This window comes from Mesorhizobium australicum (assembly GCF_900177325.1).
GTDB lineage: Bacteria > Pseudomonadota > Alphaproteobacteria > Rhizobiales > Rhizobiaceae > Mesorhizobium_A > Mesorhizobium_A australicum_A.
Window position 1 is genome coordinate 4,758,881 of record NZ_FXBL01000004.1, and the last position, 17,956, is coordinate 4,776,836.

At 65.8% G+C, this 17,956-nt stretch carries 16 protein-coding genes and 1 tRNA gene; 8 read left to right on the plus strand and 9 right to left on the minus strand.

The genetic code is table 11. The annotated features are described in order from the left end of the window. Positions 1-56 precede the first annotated feature (56 nt). Positions 57-515, plus strand: a complete 459-nt coding sequence (locus tag B9Z03_RS25875) for a hypothetical protein (RefSeq protein ID WP_085466857.1) — start codon at positions 57-59, stop codon at positions 513-515. Positions 516-963: 448 nt separating this feature from the next. After that, on the plus strand, positions 964-1,899 hold the full coding sequence (locus B9Z03_RS25880; protein WP_085463671.1) for a transposase: 936 nt from the start codon (positions 964-966) through the stop codon (positions 1,897-1,899). Positions 1,900-2,041: 142 nt separating this feature from the next. Here B9Z03_RS25880 and B9Z03_RS25885 read toward each other — a convergent pair whose 3' ends face one another. After that, positions 2,042-2,917 carry a peptidylprolyl isomerase gene (locus tag B9Z03_RS25885; protein ID WP_085466858.1) on the minus strand — a complete coding sequence of 292 codons (876 nt, stop codon included), beginning with the start codon at positions 2,915-2,917 and terminating at the stop codon, positions 2,042-2,044. A gap of 237 nt (positions 2,918-3,154) precedes the next feature. On the opposite strand from B9Z03_RS25885, the gene secA reads away from it, so the two are divergent. Next, positions 3,155-5,881 (plus strand): preprotein translocase subunit SecA, encoded by a 2,727-nt coding sequence (gene secA / locus B9Z03_RS25890; RefSeq protein ID WP_085466859.1) that lies wholly within the window; start codon positions 3,155-3,157, stop codon positions 5,879-5,881. A 32-nt stretch (positions 5,882-5,913) separates the two neighbouring features. Here secA and B9Z03_RS25895 read toward each other — a convergent pair whose 3' ends face one another. The 3 genes from B9Z03_RS25895 to B9Z03_RS25905 form a co-directional block, all read right to left on the minus strand. Continuing rightward, positions 5,914-6,396: a hypothetical protein gene (locus B9Z03_RS25895; RefSeq protein WP_085466860.1), complete on the minus strand. Its 483-nt coding sequence runs from the start codon at positions 6,394-6,396 to the stop codon at positions 5,914-5,916. A 212-nt stretch (positions 6,397-6,608) separates the two neighbouring features. Further along, positions 6,609-7,700, minus strand: coding sequence for a helix-turn-helix transcriptional regulator (locus B9Z03_RS25900; protein WP_085466861.1), 1,092 nt, complete (start codon positions 7,698-7,700; stop codon positions 6,609-6,611). 85 nt (positions 7,701-7,785) lie between these two features. Next, positions 7,786-8,094 (minus strand): hypothetical protein, encoded by a 309-nt coding sequence (locus B9Z03_RS25905; RefSeq protein WP_085466862.1) that lies wholly within the window; start codon positions 8,092-8,094, stop codon positions 7,786-7,788. 160 nt (positions 8,095-8,254) lie between these two features. Here B9Z03_RS25905 and B9Z03_RS25910 point away from each other — a divergent pair, with 160 nt between their 5' ends. Together B9Z03_RS25910 and B9Z03_RS25915 are read left to right on the plus strand one after the other, a co-directional pair. Beyond that, the gene (locus B9Z03_RS25910; protein ID WP_085466863.1) at positions 8,255-9,664 is read left to right on the plus strand and encodes a lipopolysaccharide biosynthesis protein; all 1,410 of its coding nucleotides are present in this window, start codon (positions 8,255-8,257) and stop codon (positions 9,662-9,664) included. After that, positions 9,664-10,947 (plus strand): GNAT family N-acetyltransferase, encoded by a 1,284-nt coding sequence (locus B9Z03_RS25915; protein WP_085466864.1) that lies wholly within the window; start codon positions 9,664-9,666, stop codon positions 10,945-10,947. The genes B9Z03_RS25910 and B9Z03_RS25915 overlap by 1 nt, the downstream gene beginning before the upstream one ends. Here B9Z03_RS25915 and B9Z03_RS25920 read toward each other — a convergent pair whose 3' ends face one another. After that, entirely contained in the window at positions 10,948-12,585 is a 1,638-nt protein-coding gene (locus tag B9Z03_RS25920) for an acyl-CoA synthetase (RefSeq protein ID WP_085467874.1), read from the minus strand. It lies immediately after the preceding gene. A 352-nt stretch (positions 12,586-12,937) separates the two neighbouring features. Then, positions 12,938-13,022, minus strand: a tRNA-Leu gene (locus tag B9Z03_RS25925). A 176-nt stretch (positions 13,023-13,198) separates the two neighbouring features. On the opposite strand from B9Z03_RS25925, the gene B9Z03_RS25930 reads away from it, so the two are divergent. After that, the gene (locus tag B9Z03_RS25930) at positions 13,199-13,705 is read left to right on the plus strand and encodes a disulfide bond formation protein B (RefSeq protein ID WP_085466865.1); all 507 of its coding nucleotides are present in this window, start codon (positions 13,199-13,201) and stop codon (positions 13,703-13,705) included. A 30-nt stretch (positions 13,706-13,735) separates the two neighbouring features. On the opposite strand, the gene B9Z03_RS25935 is transcribed toward B9Z03_RS25930, so the two are convergent. Together B9Z03_RS25935 and B9Z03_RS25940 are read right to left on the minus strand one after the other, a co-directional pair. Continuing rightward, positions 13,736-14,293 carry an HNH endonuclease gene (locus tag B9Z03_RS25935; protein ID WP_085466866.1) on the minus strand — a complete coding sequence of 186 codons (558 nt, stop codon included), beginning with the start codon at positions 14,291-14,293 and terminating at the stop codon, positions 13,736-13,738. A 111-nt stretch (positions 14,294-14,404) separates the two neighbouring features. Further along, the gene (locus tag B9Z03_RS25940; RefSeq protein ID WP_085466867.1) at positions 14,405-15,073 is read right to left on the minus strand and encodes a DNA-3-methyladenine glycosylase family protein; all 669 of its coding nucleotides are present in this window, start codon (positions 15,071-15,073) and stop codon (positions 14,405-14,407) included. A 56-nt stretch (positions 15,074-15,129) separates the two neighbouring features. Here B9Z03_RS25940 and gluQRS point away from each other — a divergent pair, with 56 nt between their 5' ends. Beyond that, the gene (gene gluQRS, locus B9Z03_RS25945; protein WP_085466868.1) at positions 15,130-16,050 is read left to right on the plus strand and encodes a tRNA glutamyl-Q(34) synthetase GluQRS; all 921 of its coding nucleotides are present in this window, start codon (positions 15,130-15,132) and stop codon (positions 16,048-16,050) included. Positions 16,051-16,140: 90 nt separating this feature from the next. After that, a complete protein-coding gene (locus B9Z03_RS25950) occupies positions 16,141-17,013 on the plus strand; it encodes a DMT family transporter (protein WP_085466869.1) in 873 nt (290 codons plus the stop codon). On the opposite strand, the gene B9Z03_RS25955 is transcribed toward B9Z03_RS25950, so the two are convergent. Further along, positions 16,996-17,847 (minus strand): YihY/virulence factor BrkB family protein, encoded by an 852-nt coding sequence (locus B9Z03_RS25955; RefSeq protein ID WP_085466870.1) that lies wholly within the window; start codon positions 17,845-17,847, stop codon positions 16,996-16,998. The genes B9Z03_RS25950 and B9Z03_RS25955 overlap by 18 nt on opposite strands. Positions 17,848-17,956 lie beyond the last annotated feature (109 nt).

Consider the following 17,956-nt stretch of genomic DNA (forward strand, 5'->3'; position numbering starts at 1 on the left):
CATCCCCACCCCTGCCAGCATGCCCGACACTACGTCCGGTCAAACAGGAGCCGGCGATGGGCTGGAGGGCGAAGGCAGGGAGGCAACAGGCGGTAAAGGCGCGGATCGTCATGCGCCTGTTCTCGATCGCCGACATGGCCGAACAGGCCGCCGGCCGCTCATTCTGGGTCCGCTGGTGCGTGCTGTGGGCCGCCTGGCAGGCCAATACGCTGCTGAGTGCCTATGTCGAAGGCACGCTCCGGAGCTTCGCGCGCAGACCCTGGTCGCCCGTCCCGATGCCGGCCGGCTTCGGCAGCACTCCTTTCGATGCCGAGGACATCGCGGACTCGCTCAGGGCATTCGGGCTCTACATGCGGGCGGTGTCGGCGCAGCTGCTGCATCTCTCGTTCCTGCACCGGGGGCAGGCGTCAGACGAGGCCGGCAATGAGGACGGCGCGATCCATGGTCTCGGCGCGTTCATCGAAAGGCTCGCCATATCCGCCTCCGTACCGGTCGAACTGCACGACACGTCCTGAAAAGCACCTGTCGTGCCCCTGATCGCAGTGCTATCGCAGATGAGATCGGCCTTCCCTTGCACGGGGAGGACAATCGCGCACGCCGTCATTCCGGGGCCGCGCAGCGGAACCCGGAACCCAGAGCGCCGGGCAAGCAAGCCGTTCACCGACCGTCGCGACCATGTCGGGGCGTGGATCAGGACAATGTACAGGCGTTGGCACTCTGGATTCCGGGCTCCGCTGCGCGGACCCGGAATTGTTTGTCTGAATCGGGCTAGAATACGGGTGGAACTGCGGGCTCTTCGACAGCCCGCAGTTCCGGCGGCAGGCAACCGTCCCGGAATCGGGTTTGCACCCGTCGTCATCAAGGTTCCTGCCGTCTCGCGCCATCGCTTGGAGAGTTGATCGGGCCGCTGATCGCCACGCCCGCAAACAATCTCAAGCCAGCCTGGATGAGGATAGCATCAGCATGGCCCTTCTGCACCACCTTCCCCGCCGCTGCCTGGGCTTCGACGTCGCCAAGGAGACGATCGCCGTCTCCGATGGCCGCACCGTCGAGGTCATCGACAACCGCCGTCCCGCCATCCGCCGGTTTCTGCGGGCCTGCCGCGCCGATTTCGCCGTGTGCGAGCCGACCGGCGGCCACGAGACCGTCCTGCTCGACGAGTGCCTGCGCCTCGACCTGCCGGCACACCGCGCCGACACGCGCAAGCTCAAGGCCTTCATCCGTTCGCGTGGCCGGCTCGGCAAGAGCGACGCCATCGATGCGCGCGAGCTGGCCGCCTATGGCCTGGAGCGCTGGGCGAGCCTCGCCCTGTGGCAGGCCGCCGACCCCCGCCAGGAAAGGCTCAAGGCGCTGGTTCGCCGCCGCGACGACCTCGTGGCTATGAAGGTGGCCGAGCAGAACCGCTCGAAGGCGCCCGGGGCAGCCGAACTGGCCACGACCTTCCGAGCCGTGCTGGCCGTCCTGAAGCGACAGATCGCGCGCGTCGAGCAGGCAATCCGCACGCTCATGCGCAGCGGGGTGCTGAAGCACAGGAGCGCCGTCGTCACCGCCATGGCGGGCATCGGCCAAGTCACCGCCGCCGCCCTTCTCGCCGCGATGCCGGAACTCGGCACCATGGACCGAAGGCAGGCCGCCGCGCTGGCAGGCCTGGCGCCGCATCCCAACGAAAGCGGAAAGAAGGTCGGCTACCGACGCATGCGCGGCGGCCGCCCGGCCGTGCGAACCATACTCTACATGCCCGCCATGCAGGCCGCCTGCGGACGCGGCGAGTTCGCGGACTTCTACAAACGCCTGCTGGCCGCCGGAAAAAAGCCAATCCTCGCCCTCGCCGCTGTCATGCGAAAGATCATCGTGACCCTCAATGCCAGGCTAAGGGACGCTCAAATGCAGCAGAGTTGATGACGGCGGTGAGGGGCAGTGCCCAGCCTTCGAAAGCTCGCGCGGCCCCTCATCCGCCCTTCGGGCACCTGTGCCGAGGCGAGCCGCTTGTCTCGCCCGTCCTTCGGACCCCCGTGAACGGGGAAAAGGAAAGGCCGTCGGATTACTCCGCCGCGCCGGCCTGCTTCTCGATCTCCTCGACGCCCTTCTTGAGCGCCTCGTCCTTGATCTCGACCTGGGCGCCCGCGCGCAGGTCCTTCACCGTGGCGAAGTAGAGGTCACGGAAGACGAGCTGGCGGATCTGGTCTTTCACCTGGTCGAACGGCACCGGCGGCTGGGTGCGCTTCTCCTCGACCTTGATGACGTGGAAGCCGAACTCGCTCTTCACCGGCGTCTTTGTGTAGGAGCCGGGTTCCAGCGCGAAGGCGGCCGCTTCGAATTCCGGCACCATCTGGCCCTTCGAGAAGAAGCCGAGGTCGCCGCCATTGGCGCCCGAGCCTGGATCGTCCGACTTCTCCTTGGCGATCGCCTGGAAGTCGCCGCCCTCGTCGAGCCTCTTGATGACGTCCTTGGCCTCTTCCTCGGTCTTCACCAGGATGTGGCGGGCATGGACCTCCTCGACCGGCGGCCGCGCGGCGATTTCCTTGTCGTAGCGTGCCTTCAGGTCCTCGTCGGTGACCTTCGGCGAGATTTCCTTCTCGATCACCTGCGCATGCAGGGCGCGATCGTTGAGGAAGGCGAGCTTGCGCTTGAACTCGTCGTCCTGGTCGAGCTTGGCGGCCCTGGCCTTCTCGGCCATCAGCCTGATCTCGATGATGGCCGACAGCGCCGCCGCCCGCTTCTGCTCAGGCGTGAGCTGCGCGAACTGCTGGTCGAGTTCGCTGACCGCCATCTGCACGTCCGCCTCGGTGACCGGCTGGCCGCTGACGGTCGCGACGACCGTGTCGGCCTGCGCAAGGGCGCCGAACGTCGCCGACGCAAGCAGGCCGAGCGCCAAAGCAACGCGCGCGGCCGGCCGCTTCCTGAGAGTGATATTCATACAACTGTTCTCCTGTAGAGCTCCGAGGCGCCTTCGAAACAGGCCCGATTTGTGGCGGATTTTCGGTGCGTCGCGCGCTCTGGCGCAACGTTGACATCAGGGTTGCCCCCTCTTATCTGTCCTTCGACTTGGCGTCCAGAACCGTTTTCCGGACGCTTTTTTGATTGTCGGCAGGCCGGCGCCCGCCAGGCCAAGGTCCGGCGGCCCGCCGGATAGTCTCTGTTGAAAGGACCAGTTATGGTCAGTCTCGGCGGCCTCGCCCGCAAGATCTTCGGCTCCGCAAATGACCGGCGTGTGAAGGGCACCCGTCCTCGCGTCGAGCAGATCAACGCGCTCGAAGATGAGATGCGGGCGCTCTCCGACGAGCAGCTCCGTGGCAGGACCGCCGAGTTCAAGCAGCAGCTGGCCGATGGCGCCACCCTCGACCAGATCCTGGTGCCTGCCTTCGCGACTGTCCGTGAAGCGGCTCGCAGAGCGCTCGGCATGCGCCCCTTCGACGTCCAGCTCATCGGCGGCATGGTGCTGCACGAGGGCTCGATCGCCGAGATGCGCACCGGCGAGGGCAAGACGCTGGTGGCGACCCTGCCGGTCTATCTCAACGCGCTGGAAGGCAAGGGCGTCCACGTCGTCACCGTCAACGACTACCTCGCCACCCGCGACTCGGGCTGGATGGGCCGCGTCTACGGTTTCCTCGGCCTGACTACGGGCGTCATCGTCCACGGCCTGAGCGACGAGCAGCGCAAGGCCGCCTATGCCTGCGACATCACCTACGCGACCAACAACGAGCTCGGCTTCGACTATCTGCGCGACAACATGAAATACGACCGCGCCCAGATGGTGCAGCGCGGCCACCACTACGCGATCGTCGACGAGGTCGATTCGATCCTGGTCGACGAGGCGCGCACCCCGCTCATCATCTCCGGTCCGCTCGAGGACCGTTCGGAGATGTACAACACCGTCGACCGCTTCATGCTGCAGCTCAACCCGGAAGACTATGAAGTCGACGAGAAGCAGCGCACCACGATCTTCACCGAGGTCGGCACCGAGAAGCTGGAGAACCTGCTCACCGAGGCCGGCCATCTCAAGGGCGAGTCGCTCTACGACGTCGAGAACGTCGCCATCGTCCACCACGTCAACAACGCGCTGAAGGCGCACAAGCTGTTCCAGCGCGACCGCGACTACATCGTGCGCAACGGCGAGATCGTGATCATCGACGAATTCACCGGCCGCATGATGCCCGGCCGCCGCTATTCCGAGGGTCTTCACCAGGCGCTGGAGGCGAAGGAACACGTCGCGATCCAGCCCGAGAACCAGACGCTCGCCTCGATCACCTTCCAGAACTACTTCCGCATGTACAACAAGCTGGCCGGCATGACCGGCACAGCGAACACCGAAGCCGAAGAGTTCGGTAACATCTACAACCTCAACGTGGTCGAGATTCCGACCAACCTGCCGGTCAAGCGCATCGACGAGGATGACGAGGTTTACCGCACCGTCGAGGAGAAATACCGCGCGATCACGAAGGAGATCCGCGAGGCCCACGCGCGCGGCCAGCCGGTACTGGTTGGCACCGTCTCCATCGAGAAGTCCGAGCTTTGGGCAGACCGCCTGCGCAAGGACGGCTTCACCGACTTCCAGGTGCTGAATGCCCGCCACCATGAGAGCGAGGCGCAGATCGTCGCGCAGGCCGGCAAGCCGGGCGCGATCACCATCGCCACCAACATGGCCGGCCGCGGCACCGACATCCAGCTCGGCGGCAATGCCGACATGCGCATCGCCGAGGAACTGGGCGACATGCCGGCCGGCCCCGAGCGCGAGGCGAAGGAAGCCGCGATCAAGGCCGACGTGCAGGCGCTGAAGGAAAAGGCGCTGGCCGCCGGCGGGCTCTACGTGCTCGCCACCGAGCGCCACGAATCGCGCCGCATCGACAACCAGCTCCGCGGCCGTTCCGGCCGTCAGGGCGATCCGGGTCGGTCGAAGTTCTTCCTGTCGCTGCAGGACGACCTGATGCGCATCTTCGGCTCCGACCGCATGGACGGCATGCTGCAGAAGCTCGGCCTCAAGGAAGATGAGGCCATTATCCATCCCTGGATCAACAAGGCGCTGGAAAAGGCGCAGAAGAAGGTCGAGGCGCGCAACTTCGACATCCGCAAGAACCTCTTGAAGTTCGACGACGTCCAGAACGACCAGCGCAAGGTGGTGTTCGAGCAGCGCCTCGAACTGATGGACGCCGAGACCGTGTCCGACACTGTGGCCGAGATGCGCCAGGAGGTGATCGACGACATGGTGACCAAGCACATCCCCGAGACGGCCTATGCCGAGCAGTGGGACGTGAAGGGCCTGCGCGAAGCGGTGCAGACCAATCTCAACCTCGACCTGCCGGTGGAGGAATGGGCCGCCGAGGAAGGCATCGACGAGGAAGCGATCCGCGAGCGCATCACCGCGGCAGCCGACAAGGCCGCCGCCGACCGCGCCGACCGCTTCGGGCCGGACGTGATGGCCTATGTCGAGAAGACGATCGTGCTGCAGACGCTCGACCATCTCTGGCGCGAGCACCTGGTCAACCTCGACCATCTGCGTTCCGTCGTCGGCTTCCGCGGCTACGCGCAGCGCGATCCGCTGCAGGAATACAAGCAGGAGGGCTTCGAGCTCTTCCAAGCCATGCTCGGCAACCTGCGCCAGGCGGTGACCGCGCAGCTGATGCGCGTCGAGCTGGTGCGTGAGGCGGCGGAAGCCCCGCCGCCGCAGGTGCCGGACATGTTCGGCCACCACATCGACGGCACGACCGGCCAGGACGATTTCGGCGAAGGCGCCGGCACGGTGACGCTGGCGCAGGAGGTTGCGGTGTCCGCCGAGGACCGCAACCCCAACGACCCCACCACCTGGGGCCGCGTCGGCCGCAACGAACCCTGCCCCTGCGGCTCAGGCAAGAAGTTCAAGCACTGCCACGGCGCGTTCGTGTGAGGTGATTGGCGAGCCGCACCTCACTCCGGCTCTCAGGGGAGCGGGTACCGCTGGCCCTGGAAGCGGAGCGTCACGTTGCAGCTCTCCTCGAATCCGTTGATGTAGATCGTATTCGACAAGACCGCGGTCCCAGCAGCCGGCGCGGCGGGAACCTGCCCTGCGATGCGACCGGTGGCGCTATAGGTGAACATCCCGTTGCCGATGCCGGAAGCCTGAAGCGGACGCATCACCGCGCCGACCATGGAACCCGAGGGATAGGTGAAGTTCTGGGCATAGTAACCCCAGTAGAGGGACAGCCCGGTACGATTGGCGTTGCCGTTCCAGTTCGGCGGATAGAGCCTCGCCGCGGCACAATTCCCAACGCTCCAGCCAAGCGCGGCGCAGGCCGGTGATGCCGTGATGATGCACGCATTGCCGCGGAACTGATTGGCGGCTGCGGCATCGGTCGCCGCGCCGCCGGCGAGCAAACCAGCAAGCGCCAGTGCGGCAGAACAGGAAATCTTCTTTTGCGTCATGGAATGTCCCCTTTCGTTGCGGTTTCTGCGCTTTCGATCTTCAGTGCGTCGGATGTCCGGCGCGTCCCGCTCCGCAAGCGGTCGTCGGCCAGCCACCACAGATCATCCAATGGTGAACCGCGCCGGATTTGCGTGACCCATCTGGGCTATTAGGCCTGAAACCGGGGAATTTCGTGCAATGGAGGCGGAACGGGGGACACGCGCCGCGCTCCCTATGCCTGCCCACCCACCATCTGCGTCAACAGTCGCGCCAAATCGACCTGACGCCGGCAGCCGGTCTTGCCGAGCACGCTCTTGAGTTGGTTGCGAACGGTATCGACGCTCTTGCTGTCCGCGGTCGCAATCATGCCCACCGTCTGTCCGGCGGCGATACGCGCCGCGATCGCGGCCTCGGTGGGCGACAAATCGAACAGCGCCTGCAGGAGATGCGTCTGGACTGTTGGCGAAGTCGACGGCCTGCTCAGCACCAGGATGGCGGATGCGGGCCCGAACAGATCATGCGCCCCGCGGCGGATCGGAACGACGTGGAGGATGGCAGGGTTGCTGCTGATTCCGCCGCGAAGTGGAATCGAGCGGACGCTACCGACCGAACCGATCAGACGCAGCGACTCGGCAAGCACCACGTCGGCGCGCCTGTCCAGCAGGGCGATCCGCTCGCCTCCCCGCGTCGTCCAGAGGGATCGCGCATCGTCGAACTGTGCGTTTGCCAGCAAGACCGCACCCGACGGCCGCACTGCGCAGGCTGCGAGGCCGAGGCCTGCCAGCGTTTCCACGGCGGTCTTCGCGCGCTCGAACGCGAGACGGGCCGACAAGAGAGTTGCGCGCGCCAGATGTGGCCGGAGCGAATCGAGCCACGTCACCTTCTCCCTGCTGAACGGTTCGCCGGTGTAGCGGCCTTCCGTATGGACGACCACCATCTCGCCGCTCGGCATCGGGATCGCCGTCGCCGCGCCGTCGCCATATCCGCGCGGAAGGAAGAAGTCCCGGAACATCGGGAGGGTCTCGCGTTCCTCCGGCGTGAATACGTCGAAGTCTGTCAGGAAGCCCGCATGCTGAACGGCCAGCAGGCGACGGGTTCGCTCACTGTCCGGATAAAGTGAGAAGAACTCCAACGCATCCTTCGCATACTGATCGGAAGACGCGACAAAGCGTACATCGTGCCCCTTGGCGGCAAATATGATTGCGTGCCCGCCGGTGGTGCTTCTGGCGATGTCCCCGAGTAGGCCTGGCCAGAATTCCGGCAAAACCGATGCCTCGTAGATCTTGTCCACGAGACCCGCATCGGCCACGAGTGCAGCGCCCATGCCGAACTCCTCCCTGCGCCCGCAAAGAAGTTATCCGATGGCATCGCGTTGGCAAGAGATCGCGCCGGCTGTTGCGCACATCACCTCAGATGCCCGAGCCGTCGAGCTCCATGTCGTCACCCTCGTAGGGCCCCGGCATCGGCGCCTCCGGTTCTCCCGCATTGGCCTCGGGCAGCGGCATCCAGCATTTGAGTTCCGGATCGGCGTAGCCGATCACTGCCCCGGGAGCGGAGTCGGCCGCGCGCCAGCCTTCGATGCCGTACTGGTCGGCGCGCGCCCAATAGGCGACGTCGACATCGGCGGGGCCTTGCTCCACCGGCCGCACGGTCACGAGGATGCGCGTGCCGTCTTTCGGCGCGCTCGACATGTGCCGCCATTCGTCCGCTGATTCCATCGCTCGCCTCCTCGCTCGCTGCCCGTCCATGAAACGGTTCCGCGGCCATCCGGTCAATGCGGCAGATGCGGCCGGCCGAAGAACGGAACGGCGGCCTTGCACTTCCCACCGTTTTTTAAGCACTGTCTGCTAACGCTCCCGCAGCAAGGAGTTCGAAGCGTTGCGTTTTTCAGCGGCCACCACCGCCGATCGCCTGTTGCCGCCCGGCCTGGCCGATCGCGCTCGCCCCCTCATGGGGAAGGTGGACGCTGTGCTTTTTTCCGACGACGACAGGGCTGAGGCCGGTCGCGTCTCGATCATCGCATTCGCCATCCGCATCCTCAGCGCATTCATCGCCTTCGTCAGCCAGGTGCTGCTGGCGCGCTGGATGGGCGCGTTCGAATACGGCATCTTCGTGCTGGTCTGGGTGACGATGATCATCCTCGGCAACCTGTCCTGCCTCGGCTTCCACACCTCGATCATCCGCTTCATCCCGGAATACCGCGAGCGCGGCGAGCTGAACGAACTGCGCGGCGTCATGCTCGCCAGCCGCCTCTTCGTGCTGATTGCCTCGACGGTGATCGCGATGATCAGCGCCGGGCTCATCCTGCTCTTCGCCGACCGGATCGAGGACTACTACATCATCCCGTTTCTGATTGGCATTTTCTGCCTGCCGATGATCGCCCTGTCGGACGTCGTGCAGGGCATCTCGCGCGCCAATGCCTGGGCCATCTCCGCGCTGTCGCCGACCTACATCGTCCGCCCCGTGCTGATCATTGCCTTCATGGGCGCGGCCCTCCTGATGGGTTACGAACCCAATGCGAGGACGGCGCTGATCGCGGCGGTCGCCGCCACCTATGCGACGACCTTGTGGCAGCTCGCCACCGTGACGACGCGGGCGGATCGCGGCATCGAGAAGGGTCCGCGCACGACCGACATGCGCGGCTGGATCGCGGTCTCCCTGCCGATCTTCCTGATCGAGGGCTTCGCCTTCATGCTGACCAATGCAGACGTGCTGATGGTGGGCGTGTTCCTGCCGCCGCACGATGTCGCGATTTACTATGCGATGGCCAAGACGCTGGCGCTGGTGCACTTCGTCTACTTCGCGGTGAAGGCCGGCGTCGCGGCGCGCTATGCGCAGTTCACCCACGGGGCGCGGGACAAGCTCGGCGATTTTGCCCGGGAGACCGTGAACTGGACGTTCTGGCCGTCGCTGGCGATGGGCATCTTCGTGCTGGCGATCGGCCAGCCCATCCTCGCTCTGTTCGGTCCCGGATTCGAGGAAGGCTATCCCTACCTCTTCGTGCTGGTGCTGGGCGTTGTCGCCCGCTCGTCGGTCGGGCCGGCCGAAAGCCTGCTCACCATGAGCGGCAACCAGAACGTCTGCGCAGTCGTCTATGGGCTCACACTTGCGCTAAATGTCGCGCTCAACGTGATCCTGATTCCACGCATCGGCCTGTGGGGCGCGGCGGTCGCCACCTCGGTGTCGATGGCATTCGAGGCAGCCGCTCTCTCGGTCGTCACCTGGTATCGGCTGGGCATCGTGATGATCGTCTTTGCGCCGCGCCGCCGCGCCGGGGAGCTCGACTGATGGCCGCCAAACCGATCATGGAGGAGATGAGCGGCAGCGCCGCCGGGCCGATGATCGCGGGCCTGGCCGGCTATTCCGAGGAGCCGCAGAGCCTCGCCTTCCAGCAGATTGTCGCCCAGGACAGGCGCCCGCGCCATCTGGCGATCTATGCCGCCTCGGCCGGCTTCGAGCTGGTGGAGGAACTGGAGCATCTCAGCGCCCGCACCATCGAGCCCAACGTCTTCTTCAATCCGCGCTTCCTGGCGCCCGCCATGCCACGGCTCGAGGATCGCGAGGTGCGGCTGGCCGTGATCCGCGACGGCGACGAGAACAGGAGCCGCCTGCGGCTGCTCGTGCCGTTCTCCATCGAGAAGCCGCCGGTGCCGCTCGGCGTCACGCTCATGCGCGCGTGGTCGAGCCCCTTCGGCCCGCTCGGCACTCCGTTGATCGACCACGACGACCCAGTCTCGGTGGTGGAGGATTTCCTCGACATGCTCGCGCGGCCGCGCCTCAAGCTGCCGAAGGTGCTCGTGCTGCCCGACATCAGGCTCGACGGCCCGGTTGCGCACGTGCTGCGCACGGTGGCGCTCGGCCGCAACCTGTCGTTCCACGAGACGCTGAAGGTTGAACGCCCCTTCCTCGAAAGCACGCTCGACGGCGACACCTATCTCAAGAATTCGCTGCGCGCCCACCACTATCGCGAGTTCCGCCGCCTCAAGCGGCGCCTCGCCGACCACGGCGCCGTCGAATACACGATCGCCCGCCAGCCGGACGAGATTCGCCATGGCGTCGAGGCATTCCTGTCGCTGGAGGCGTCCGGCTGGAAGGGCCGCCAGCGCACGGCGATGGCAATCGACCGCTACCGTGCCGCCTTCGCCCGCGAGGCGGTGCACGGCCTCGCAGAGCGCGACATGTGCCGCGTGCACATGCTCACCCTGAATGGCAAGGTTATCGCCTGCCTGATCGTCTTCATCGAGAACGGCTGCGCCTACACCTGGAAGACGGCGTATGACGAAGAGTATGCGGCCTATTCCCCCGGCACGCTGCTGATGATCGAGGTGACGAAGACCCATCTCGACGATCCCAACATCGTCGCCACCGACAGCTGCGCCGTGCCCGACCACCCGGTGATGAGCCGCATCTGGAGCGAGCGCAAGCCGATCGGCACCTTCGTCCTGGCCCTGACGCCGGAAGCCGACCGCGCCGCGCGGCAGGCGACGAAGCAGCTCCATCTCTACCAGGAGACCCGCAATGTGGCGCGGATCATCCGCAACCGGCTGCGTGTCCTTCTCGGCCGCGACTGATCAGGCGCTCTCCGCCTCGCGCTTGGCGCGGTCGCGGAAGATACGGCGTATCACCTTGCCGGTGGTGGTGAGCGGCATGGAATCGACGAACTCCACTTCGCGCGGATATTCGTGCGCCGACAGCCGCTCGCGCACAAAGGCACTGATCTCGCTTTTCAGCGTATCGCTCGCCTCCACCCCCTCCTTGAGCACGACATAGGCCTTGACGATCTCGGTGCGCAGCGCGTCGGGCTTGCCGACGGCCGCCGCGAGCGCGACGGACGGATGGCCGACGAGGCAGTCCTCGATCTCGCCGGGGCCGATGCGATAGCCTGCCGAGGTGATGACATCGTCGTCGCGGCCGAAGAACTGGATATAGCCGTCGGCATCCATGATCCCCTGGTCGCCCGTGGTCATCCAGTCCCCTATGAACTTTTTCGCGGTCGCCTCGGGACTGTCCCAATATTCGAGGAACATCACCGGATCGGGCCGCAGCACCGCGATCTGCCCCGCCTCGCCGGCCGGCATCGGCCGCCCATCCGCATCGATGATCGCGACGGTATGGCCTGGCACGGCCTTGCCGATCGTGCCGGGGCGGCTGACGCCGACAAGCGCCGAGGAGGCGATCACGGCATTGCACTCCGTCTGGCCGTAGAACTCGTTGACCGGCAGCCCGAGCGCCCCTTCCGCCCATTCCCAAGTCTCGCGGCCGAGCGATTCGCCCGCCGAACCGACGCTGCGCAGCACATGCGAGAAGCGCGTCGGAATGTCCGGCACCGACTTCAGCATCCTCAGCGCTGTCGGCGGGATGAAGGCGTTGCGCACTTTCATCCGCTCGACGAGCAGAAGGGCGGCTTCCGGATCGAACTTCTCGAAGCGCGCACAGACGACTGGAATGCCGAGGTAAAGTGACGGCAGCAGTGCGTTAAGCAGCCCGCCCGCCCAGGCCCAGTCGGCCGGCGTCCACATCAGGTCGCCCGCCTGCGGCAGGAACTCGTAGGCCATCTGCAGCCCCGGCAGGTGCCCGAGCAGCACTCGGTGGCCATGCAGAGCGCCCTTGGGCGGGCCGGTGGTGCCGGAGGTGAAGATCATCATCGCCGGATCGTCCGGCGTGGTGTCCTCCGGTTGAAAAGAGGTAGAGGCGCCGGCCAAGAGCGCTTCGAAGCCAAGGGCCCTGCCGTCCCGTCCGTCGACGGAAACGACCAGTTCCAGATCCGGCAGCCGCGCGCTAATGCGCGAAACCTTCGCCAGCCCCGCCGCATTTGTGACGATCGCCCTGGCGCCGGCCGTCTGCAGCCGGTATTCCAGCGCCTCGACGCCGAACAGCAACGCCAGCGGCACCGCGATCGCGCCGAGCTTGTAGATGGCAACATGCGCGATCGCGGTCTCGAAGCCCTGCGGCAGCAGCAGCGCGACCCGGTCGCCGCGGCGCACGCCGCGTACCTTGAGCGCATTGGCGAAGGCGTTGGAGCGTTCGGCCAGCGCGCCGAAGGTCAGCATCCCGGGCTGTTCCTCGCCGCGATATTCGATCAGCGCGACCCGGTTCGGCTCCTGGCGCGCCCAGGCATCGGATACGGAAACGCCGATGTTGAAGCGCTCAGGAATCTGCCAGCGGAAACGGCTGGCGAGGTCGGCATAGTTGTCGCTGCGCTGGAGCAAGGTCGTGGAAAGCCTCCGCCGCTGGTCGTCCGGGAACGGCGCGAACAAAACGCCCGTCGGAAGCGGGTGTCAACGTTTCTTTCGCAGTGCAACAAAAAAGCCCGCCGCGGGAGGAGGTGCGGCGGGCTTGATTTGATTGCGGCGCGGGAGGAGGTGCACCGCAACTCTGTTGGCTCTCTGGGAGGAGGTAGATCACCAACAACGCGAAGATAGGATTCGGCCCCGATTCAAACAAGCGCCAATTCTGCATGGCTGATCTGCAATTTTGCAATGCAGCATAACTGTTAGCGCATGCAGCATGAGCAATTGCCCGCAGAATGGGCGAAAACGACTCATGGAGGAAATGGGCGATTGGTGCCCCCTGCCGGGATCGAACCAGCACTCCTCTCGGAACCTGATTTTGAGTCAGGCGCGTCTACCAGTTCCGCCAAGGGGGCGCGCCGCCGGACGAAATCCGGGGCGACGGCTGCGGACTATACTTTCGCGCCCCTTTCCGTCAACCGGTCTTCGCACTGCGCGCGGAAGTCGCGGGCTTGTGAAGCGCCGCGGTCTTGCATTTGACGCGAACATGGCGTTGCTCGCGGCCGATATCCCTGCCGGAGCGACCCGACCCATGTCTCTTGCCTCCCCGATCGGCGAAACCCAGAAATGGGCGGCACTCGCCCTTCTCCTCGGCATGGCGGCGACCGTCGGCACCGCGCTCGGCTTCGAGCATATCGGCGGCTACATTCCCTGCATGCTCTGCCTCCAGCAGCGCATCCCTTACTACATAGGCGTGCCGGTGATGGCGCTGGCGCTGGTTGCGATCTGGCTGCGCTGGCCGCCGATCGTCGCCCGCCTCCTGCTTCTGGCAGGCGCGCTGCTAATGACGGTCGGCCTCGGCCTCGCGATTTATCACTCCGGCGTCGAGTGGCACTGGTGGCCGGGTCCCTCGAGTTGCGGCGCGGTCGTTGCCCCGCAGGGCAGTGGCAACGGCGTGCTCGACCAGCTGAACACGCTGATCCCGCCTTCCTGCGACGAGGCGGCCGGCCGATTCCTTGGCCTGTCCTTCGCCGGCTGGAACGTGCTGGCGAGCGCCTTGTGGGCAGCGGTTGGGTATAGGGCAGCGTTCAGGCGCTGATTCCTCTCTCCGTGAACGGGGAGAGGGGAGCTAGGGCTCCAGCTCCACGTCCCAGTAGAGATAGTCCATCCAGCTTTCGTGCAGATGGTTGGGCGGGAAGAGCCGGCCGTTGTTGTGCAGGTCGTGCACGGTCGGGTGAAAAGGCTTCTGCATCGGCCACATCTTCGCCTGCGCCGGCAGCATGCCGCCCTTGCGGAGATTGCAGGGCGAGCACGCCGCAACCACGTTCTCCCAGGTCGTCGCTCCGCCGCAGCGGCGCGGGATGACATGGTCGAAGGTGAGATCCTCCGGCGAGCCGCAGTACTGGCACTGGAAGCGATCGCGCAGGAACACGTTGAAGCGGGTGAAAGCCGGGTTGCGCGACGGCTTCACATAGCTCTTGAGGCAGACCACTGAAGGCAGCTTCATCGAGAAGGTCGGGGACGAGACGGAGTGGTCGTACTCGGCGACGATGTTCACCCGATCGAGGAACACGGCCTTGATCGCGTCCTGCCAGGACCAGAGCGACAGCGGGTAATAGCTGAGCGGACGGTAGTCCGCATTCAGCACCAGTGCCGGCAAACCATCTGGCGAGACATGAACTGTCACGTCGCGTTTCTCCTGAGGCCCGAAGCGTTCGGCGAGGATACTGTAAGCGAGACGTGACAGGATTGTGAAGCGAAGAAAGTGGCTGGACTGTTGCCGCAAAGCCCCATTTGTTCAGTTTTTTTCTAGGTTTAGCGCCGTTTCGGCCGCCGGCGCGGCCTCCCGGCCCTTGAGATGGCGGTAGTAGGCCCAGAACAGGCGCGCCGCGACCGCCCGCCACGGCGCCCATGATTCGGCGATCGCAATCAGTGCCTTTTCGCCCGGACGAGGGTCGATGCCGAGTGCGGCGCCCACCGCCGACTGGAGCGCCACGTCGCGCGCGGGGAACACGTCCGGGTGCCCGGCGCAGGTCAGGAGATAGACCTCCGCCGTCCAGCGCCCGATGCCCGGAACGGCGCTCAGCGAGGCGATCGCTGCCTCCCCGTCCGCCTCGCAGAGGGCGGAGAGATCAAGCCCGTCGCGCACCGCGCGCGACAAAGCGAGCACCGTCGCCTGCTTGGGGCGCGACAGGCCCGCCTGGCGGAAGAGATCAGGATCGGCCCCGAGTACGGCCTGCGGAGTCAGCGGCGCGATAAGCGACACCAGCCGGGCGAGGATCGCGTCCGCGCTGGCCCGCGACACTTGCTGCGAGACGACGATCGAGACGAGACTCGAAAAGCCCGGCGAGGACAGCCGTAGCGGAATGTCGCCCGCTGCTGCGCGGATCGCAACCAGCCGCGGATCGGCGCCGACGAGCGCGTCGAGCGCCTCGACGATGTCGGAATCACTGGAAATCCGCCGCATCCGCTTTCTTTTCCTCCAACGCAAAAAGCCGTAGCAATGAACCGGCGAAGGCGGCAATGCCTTCGAGTCCCATTCCACCCAGCAGGACAGACGTGGCGAGTCCACCCGTTTTCCGTTTTGCCCCGAGCCCCAATGGCGAGCTTCATCTCGGCCATGCCCGCTCGGCGCTCCTGAACCAGCGGCTGGCGCGCGAAGCCGGCGGGCGCTTCCTGCTGCGCATCGAGGACATCGACCTCGCCCGCTGCACGCCGGAGTTCGAGGCCGGCATCTATCGCGATCTCGAATGGCTGAAGATCGAATGGGAAAAGCCGGTGCGCCGCCAGTCGGAGCATTTCGTCGACTACGCGGCCGCGCTCGAACGCCTGAAGGCGATGGGCGTCGTCTACCCCTCCTTCATGAGCCGGGGGCAGATCCGCGACCACATCGCCGAACACGAAACGCCGTCGCGCCGCTGGCCGCGCGATCCGGACGGTGCGCCGCTCTATCCTCACGTCGACCGTGCCCTCACCCGCCGCGAACGGCAGAAGCGAATTGCGTCCGGCGCGCCGCATGCCTGGCGCCTCGACGTGGCGGCGGCGATGGAGACGGCCGCGGAGAAACTCACCTGGACGGAACTAGGCGCCGGACCGCTGGGCGAGACCGGAAAGGTTACCGCCCGCCCTGAGATCTGGGGCGACGTGATCCTGTCGCGGTCCGACGCGCCGGCGAGCTACCACCTCTCGGTGACGGTTGACGATGCGATCCAAGGCATCACCGACGTGGTGCGCGGCCAGGATCTCTTCCATGCGACCGCGATCCATCGCCTGCTGCAATCGCTGCTCGGCCTTCCCGTGCCCCGCTATCGGCACCACAGCCTGATCGTCGGCGAGGACGGCCGCAAGCTCGCCAAGAGTCGGCGCGACACGGGGCTCAGGGCACTGCGCGAGAGCGGGATGAGCGCAAAGGAAGTTCGCGCGCTGGCGCTGGAAGGGCTGTGATCCGCTACCAGGGCGTGGACCAGCCGTTTCGCTTTGCCTGCGAGGGCCGGTTGACATAGAGCGGACCGGCATCGCGAACGGAATACCCCTATGACCTCGCCGACATCCTTGGTTCCAGCGCTGTTCGTCGTGCTCTGGGCGACGGGCTTCATCGGCGCGCGCTATGCAATGCCTTGGGCGGAACCCTTCTCCTTTCTCGCTGTGCGCTTCGGCCTGACGATGCTCATCATCGGCGGAATCGTTGTCGCGACCGGCGCGCGCCGGGCAGATTGGCGCGGCGCAGCCCACGCCGCCTTCGCCGGCGCGCTCATGCATGGCGTCTATCTCGGCGGCACCTTCTGGGCGATCCGCCACGGCATGACGGCAGGCTTTTCCGCGCTCATCGTCGGCCTGCAGCCGCTGATCACCGCTCTCGTCGCGGGGATGGCGCTCGGCGAGCGCGTCGATACGCGCAACTGGCTGGGCCTCGGCCTGGGCTTCGTCGGCGTAGTGATCGTGATCTGGCCGAAGCTGGGCGCTGCGACGGATGCGCTCACGCCCGCCGCGCTCGGCGCAATGGTGTTCGGCGTCGTCGCGATGAGCGTCGGCACGATCTGGCAGAAGCGGTTCGTCGGCGGCCTTGATCTCGTCACCGGCAGCTTCTGGCAATATGTCGGTGCGACCGGCCTGATGGCAGCGATGTCGCTGCTGCTGGAGACGCGCACCTTCGTGCTGACCGGCGAACTGGTCTTCGCGCTCGTCTGGCTGGTGCTGGTGCTGTCGATCGGCGCGATTTTCCTTCTCATGTATCTCATCCGCGAAGGATCGGTCGCGAAGGTGTCATCGCTGTTCTACCTCGTGCCCGCGGTGACCGCGCTGATGGCATGGCCGCTGTTCGGCGAGACGCTTACGCTCGTGCAGATCGCAGGCATGGCGGTCGCGACGGCCGGCGTGGCGCTCGCCACCTCATCCCGCGATGCGTGAACGCGCGTCGAGATAGCGGCGGATCGCGGCGTTGAACTCGCCGCCGAGGATGAAGATCACCGAGATGATGTAGAGGAAGATCACCGCGATCATCACCGAGGCGAGGCCCGCATAGGTCGAGACATAGGTCGAGAACTGCCGGAGATACGCGGCGAAGATACTGGACCCGGCCAGCCAGGCGATCAGCGTGAAGACGATGCCCGGGATGACGTCGCCCAGGCCCCGTCGCCCCGCCGGCAGCCAAAGATGCACGGCGAACAGGCCAAAGACGATGACGCCGGAGGCGATCACGTAGCGCCAGAGTGTGATCGTGCCCATGTAGGGGCCGATCCAGTTCAGGTTCTTCTCGGCGATGTCGGCGATCAGCGGCGCCAGAACGAGCAGCACCGAAATCGCGAGGAAGCCGAGCGTGGCGATGAAGACGAAGGCCATGCTCTGGATGCGGCGGAAGAGAAAGGAACGCGTGTCTGCCACCCGGTAGGCGCGGTTGAGAGACGTTCTCAGCGCTTCGATGCCGTTGGAGGCGAACACCGCGGCGGCGATCACGGAGACCGTCAGGAAATCGCCACGCTGGACGGTGAGTACGTTGCGCACCTCCTTGGCGATCGGCTCGGCGATCTGCGGCGGCCACGTGTCGAAGACCAGATGCACCGCCGTATCCGCAAAGGCGTCCGCGCCGAGAAAGCTCGCGAGCGCTGTGGCGAAGATCAGGAACGGAAACAGCGCCATCAGCGCGGAAATCGCCAGATGGCTGGACATCGACCAGCCATCGTCCGTGTTGAAGTGGCCCATCGCGTCGGACAGGATCCGTTTCGCGGCGACGATGTTTCGCATGGCTCTCCGCCGATTGTCTCGCAAGGTTGAATATGGGAAGGGTTTTCGGGAAACAACCCGCGCGGGGCCTTCCCGTCGCCGCCTTTGCACCCGAAATGTGCTTCAAGGG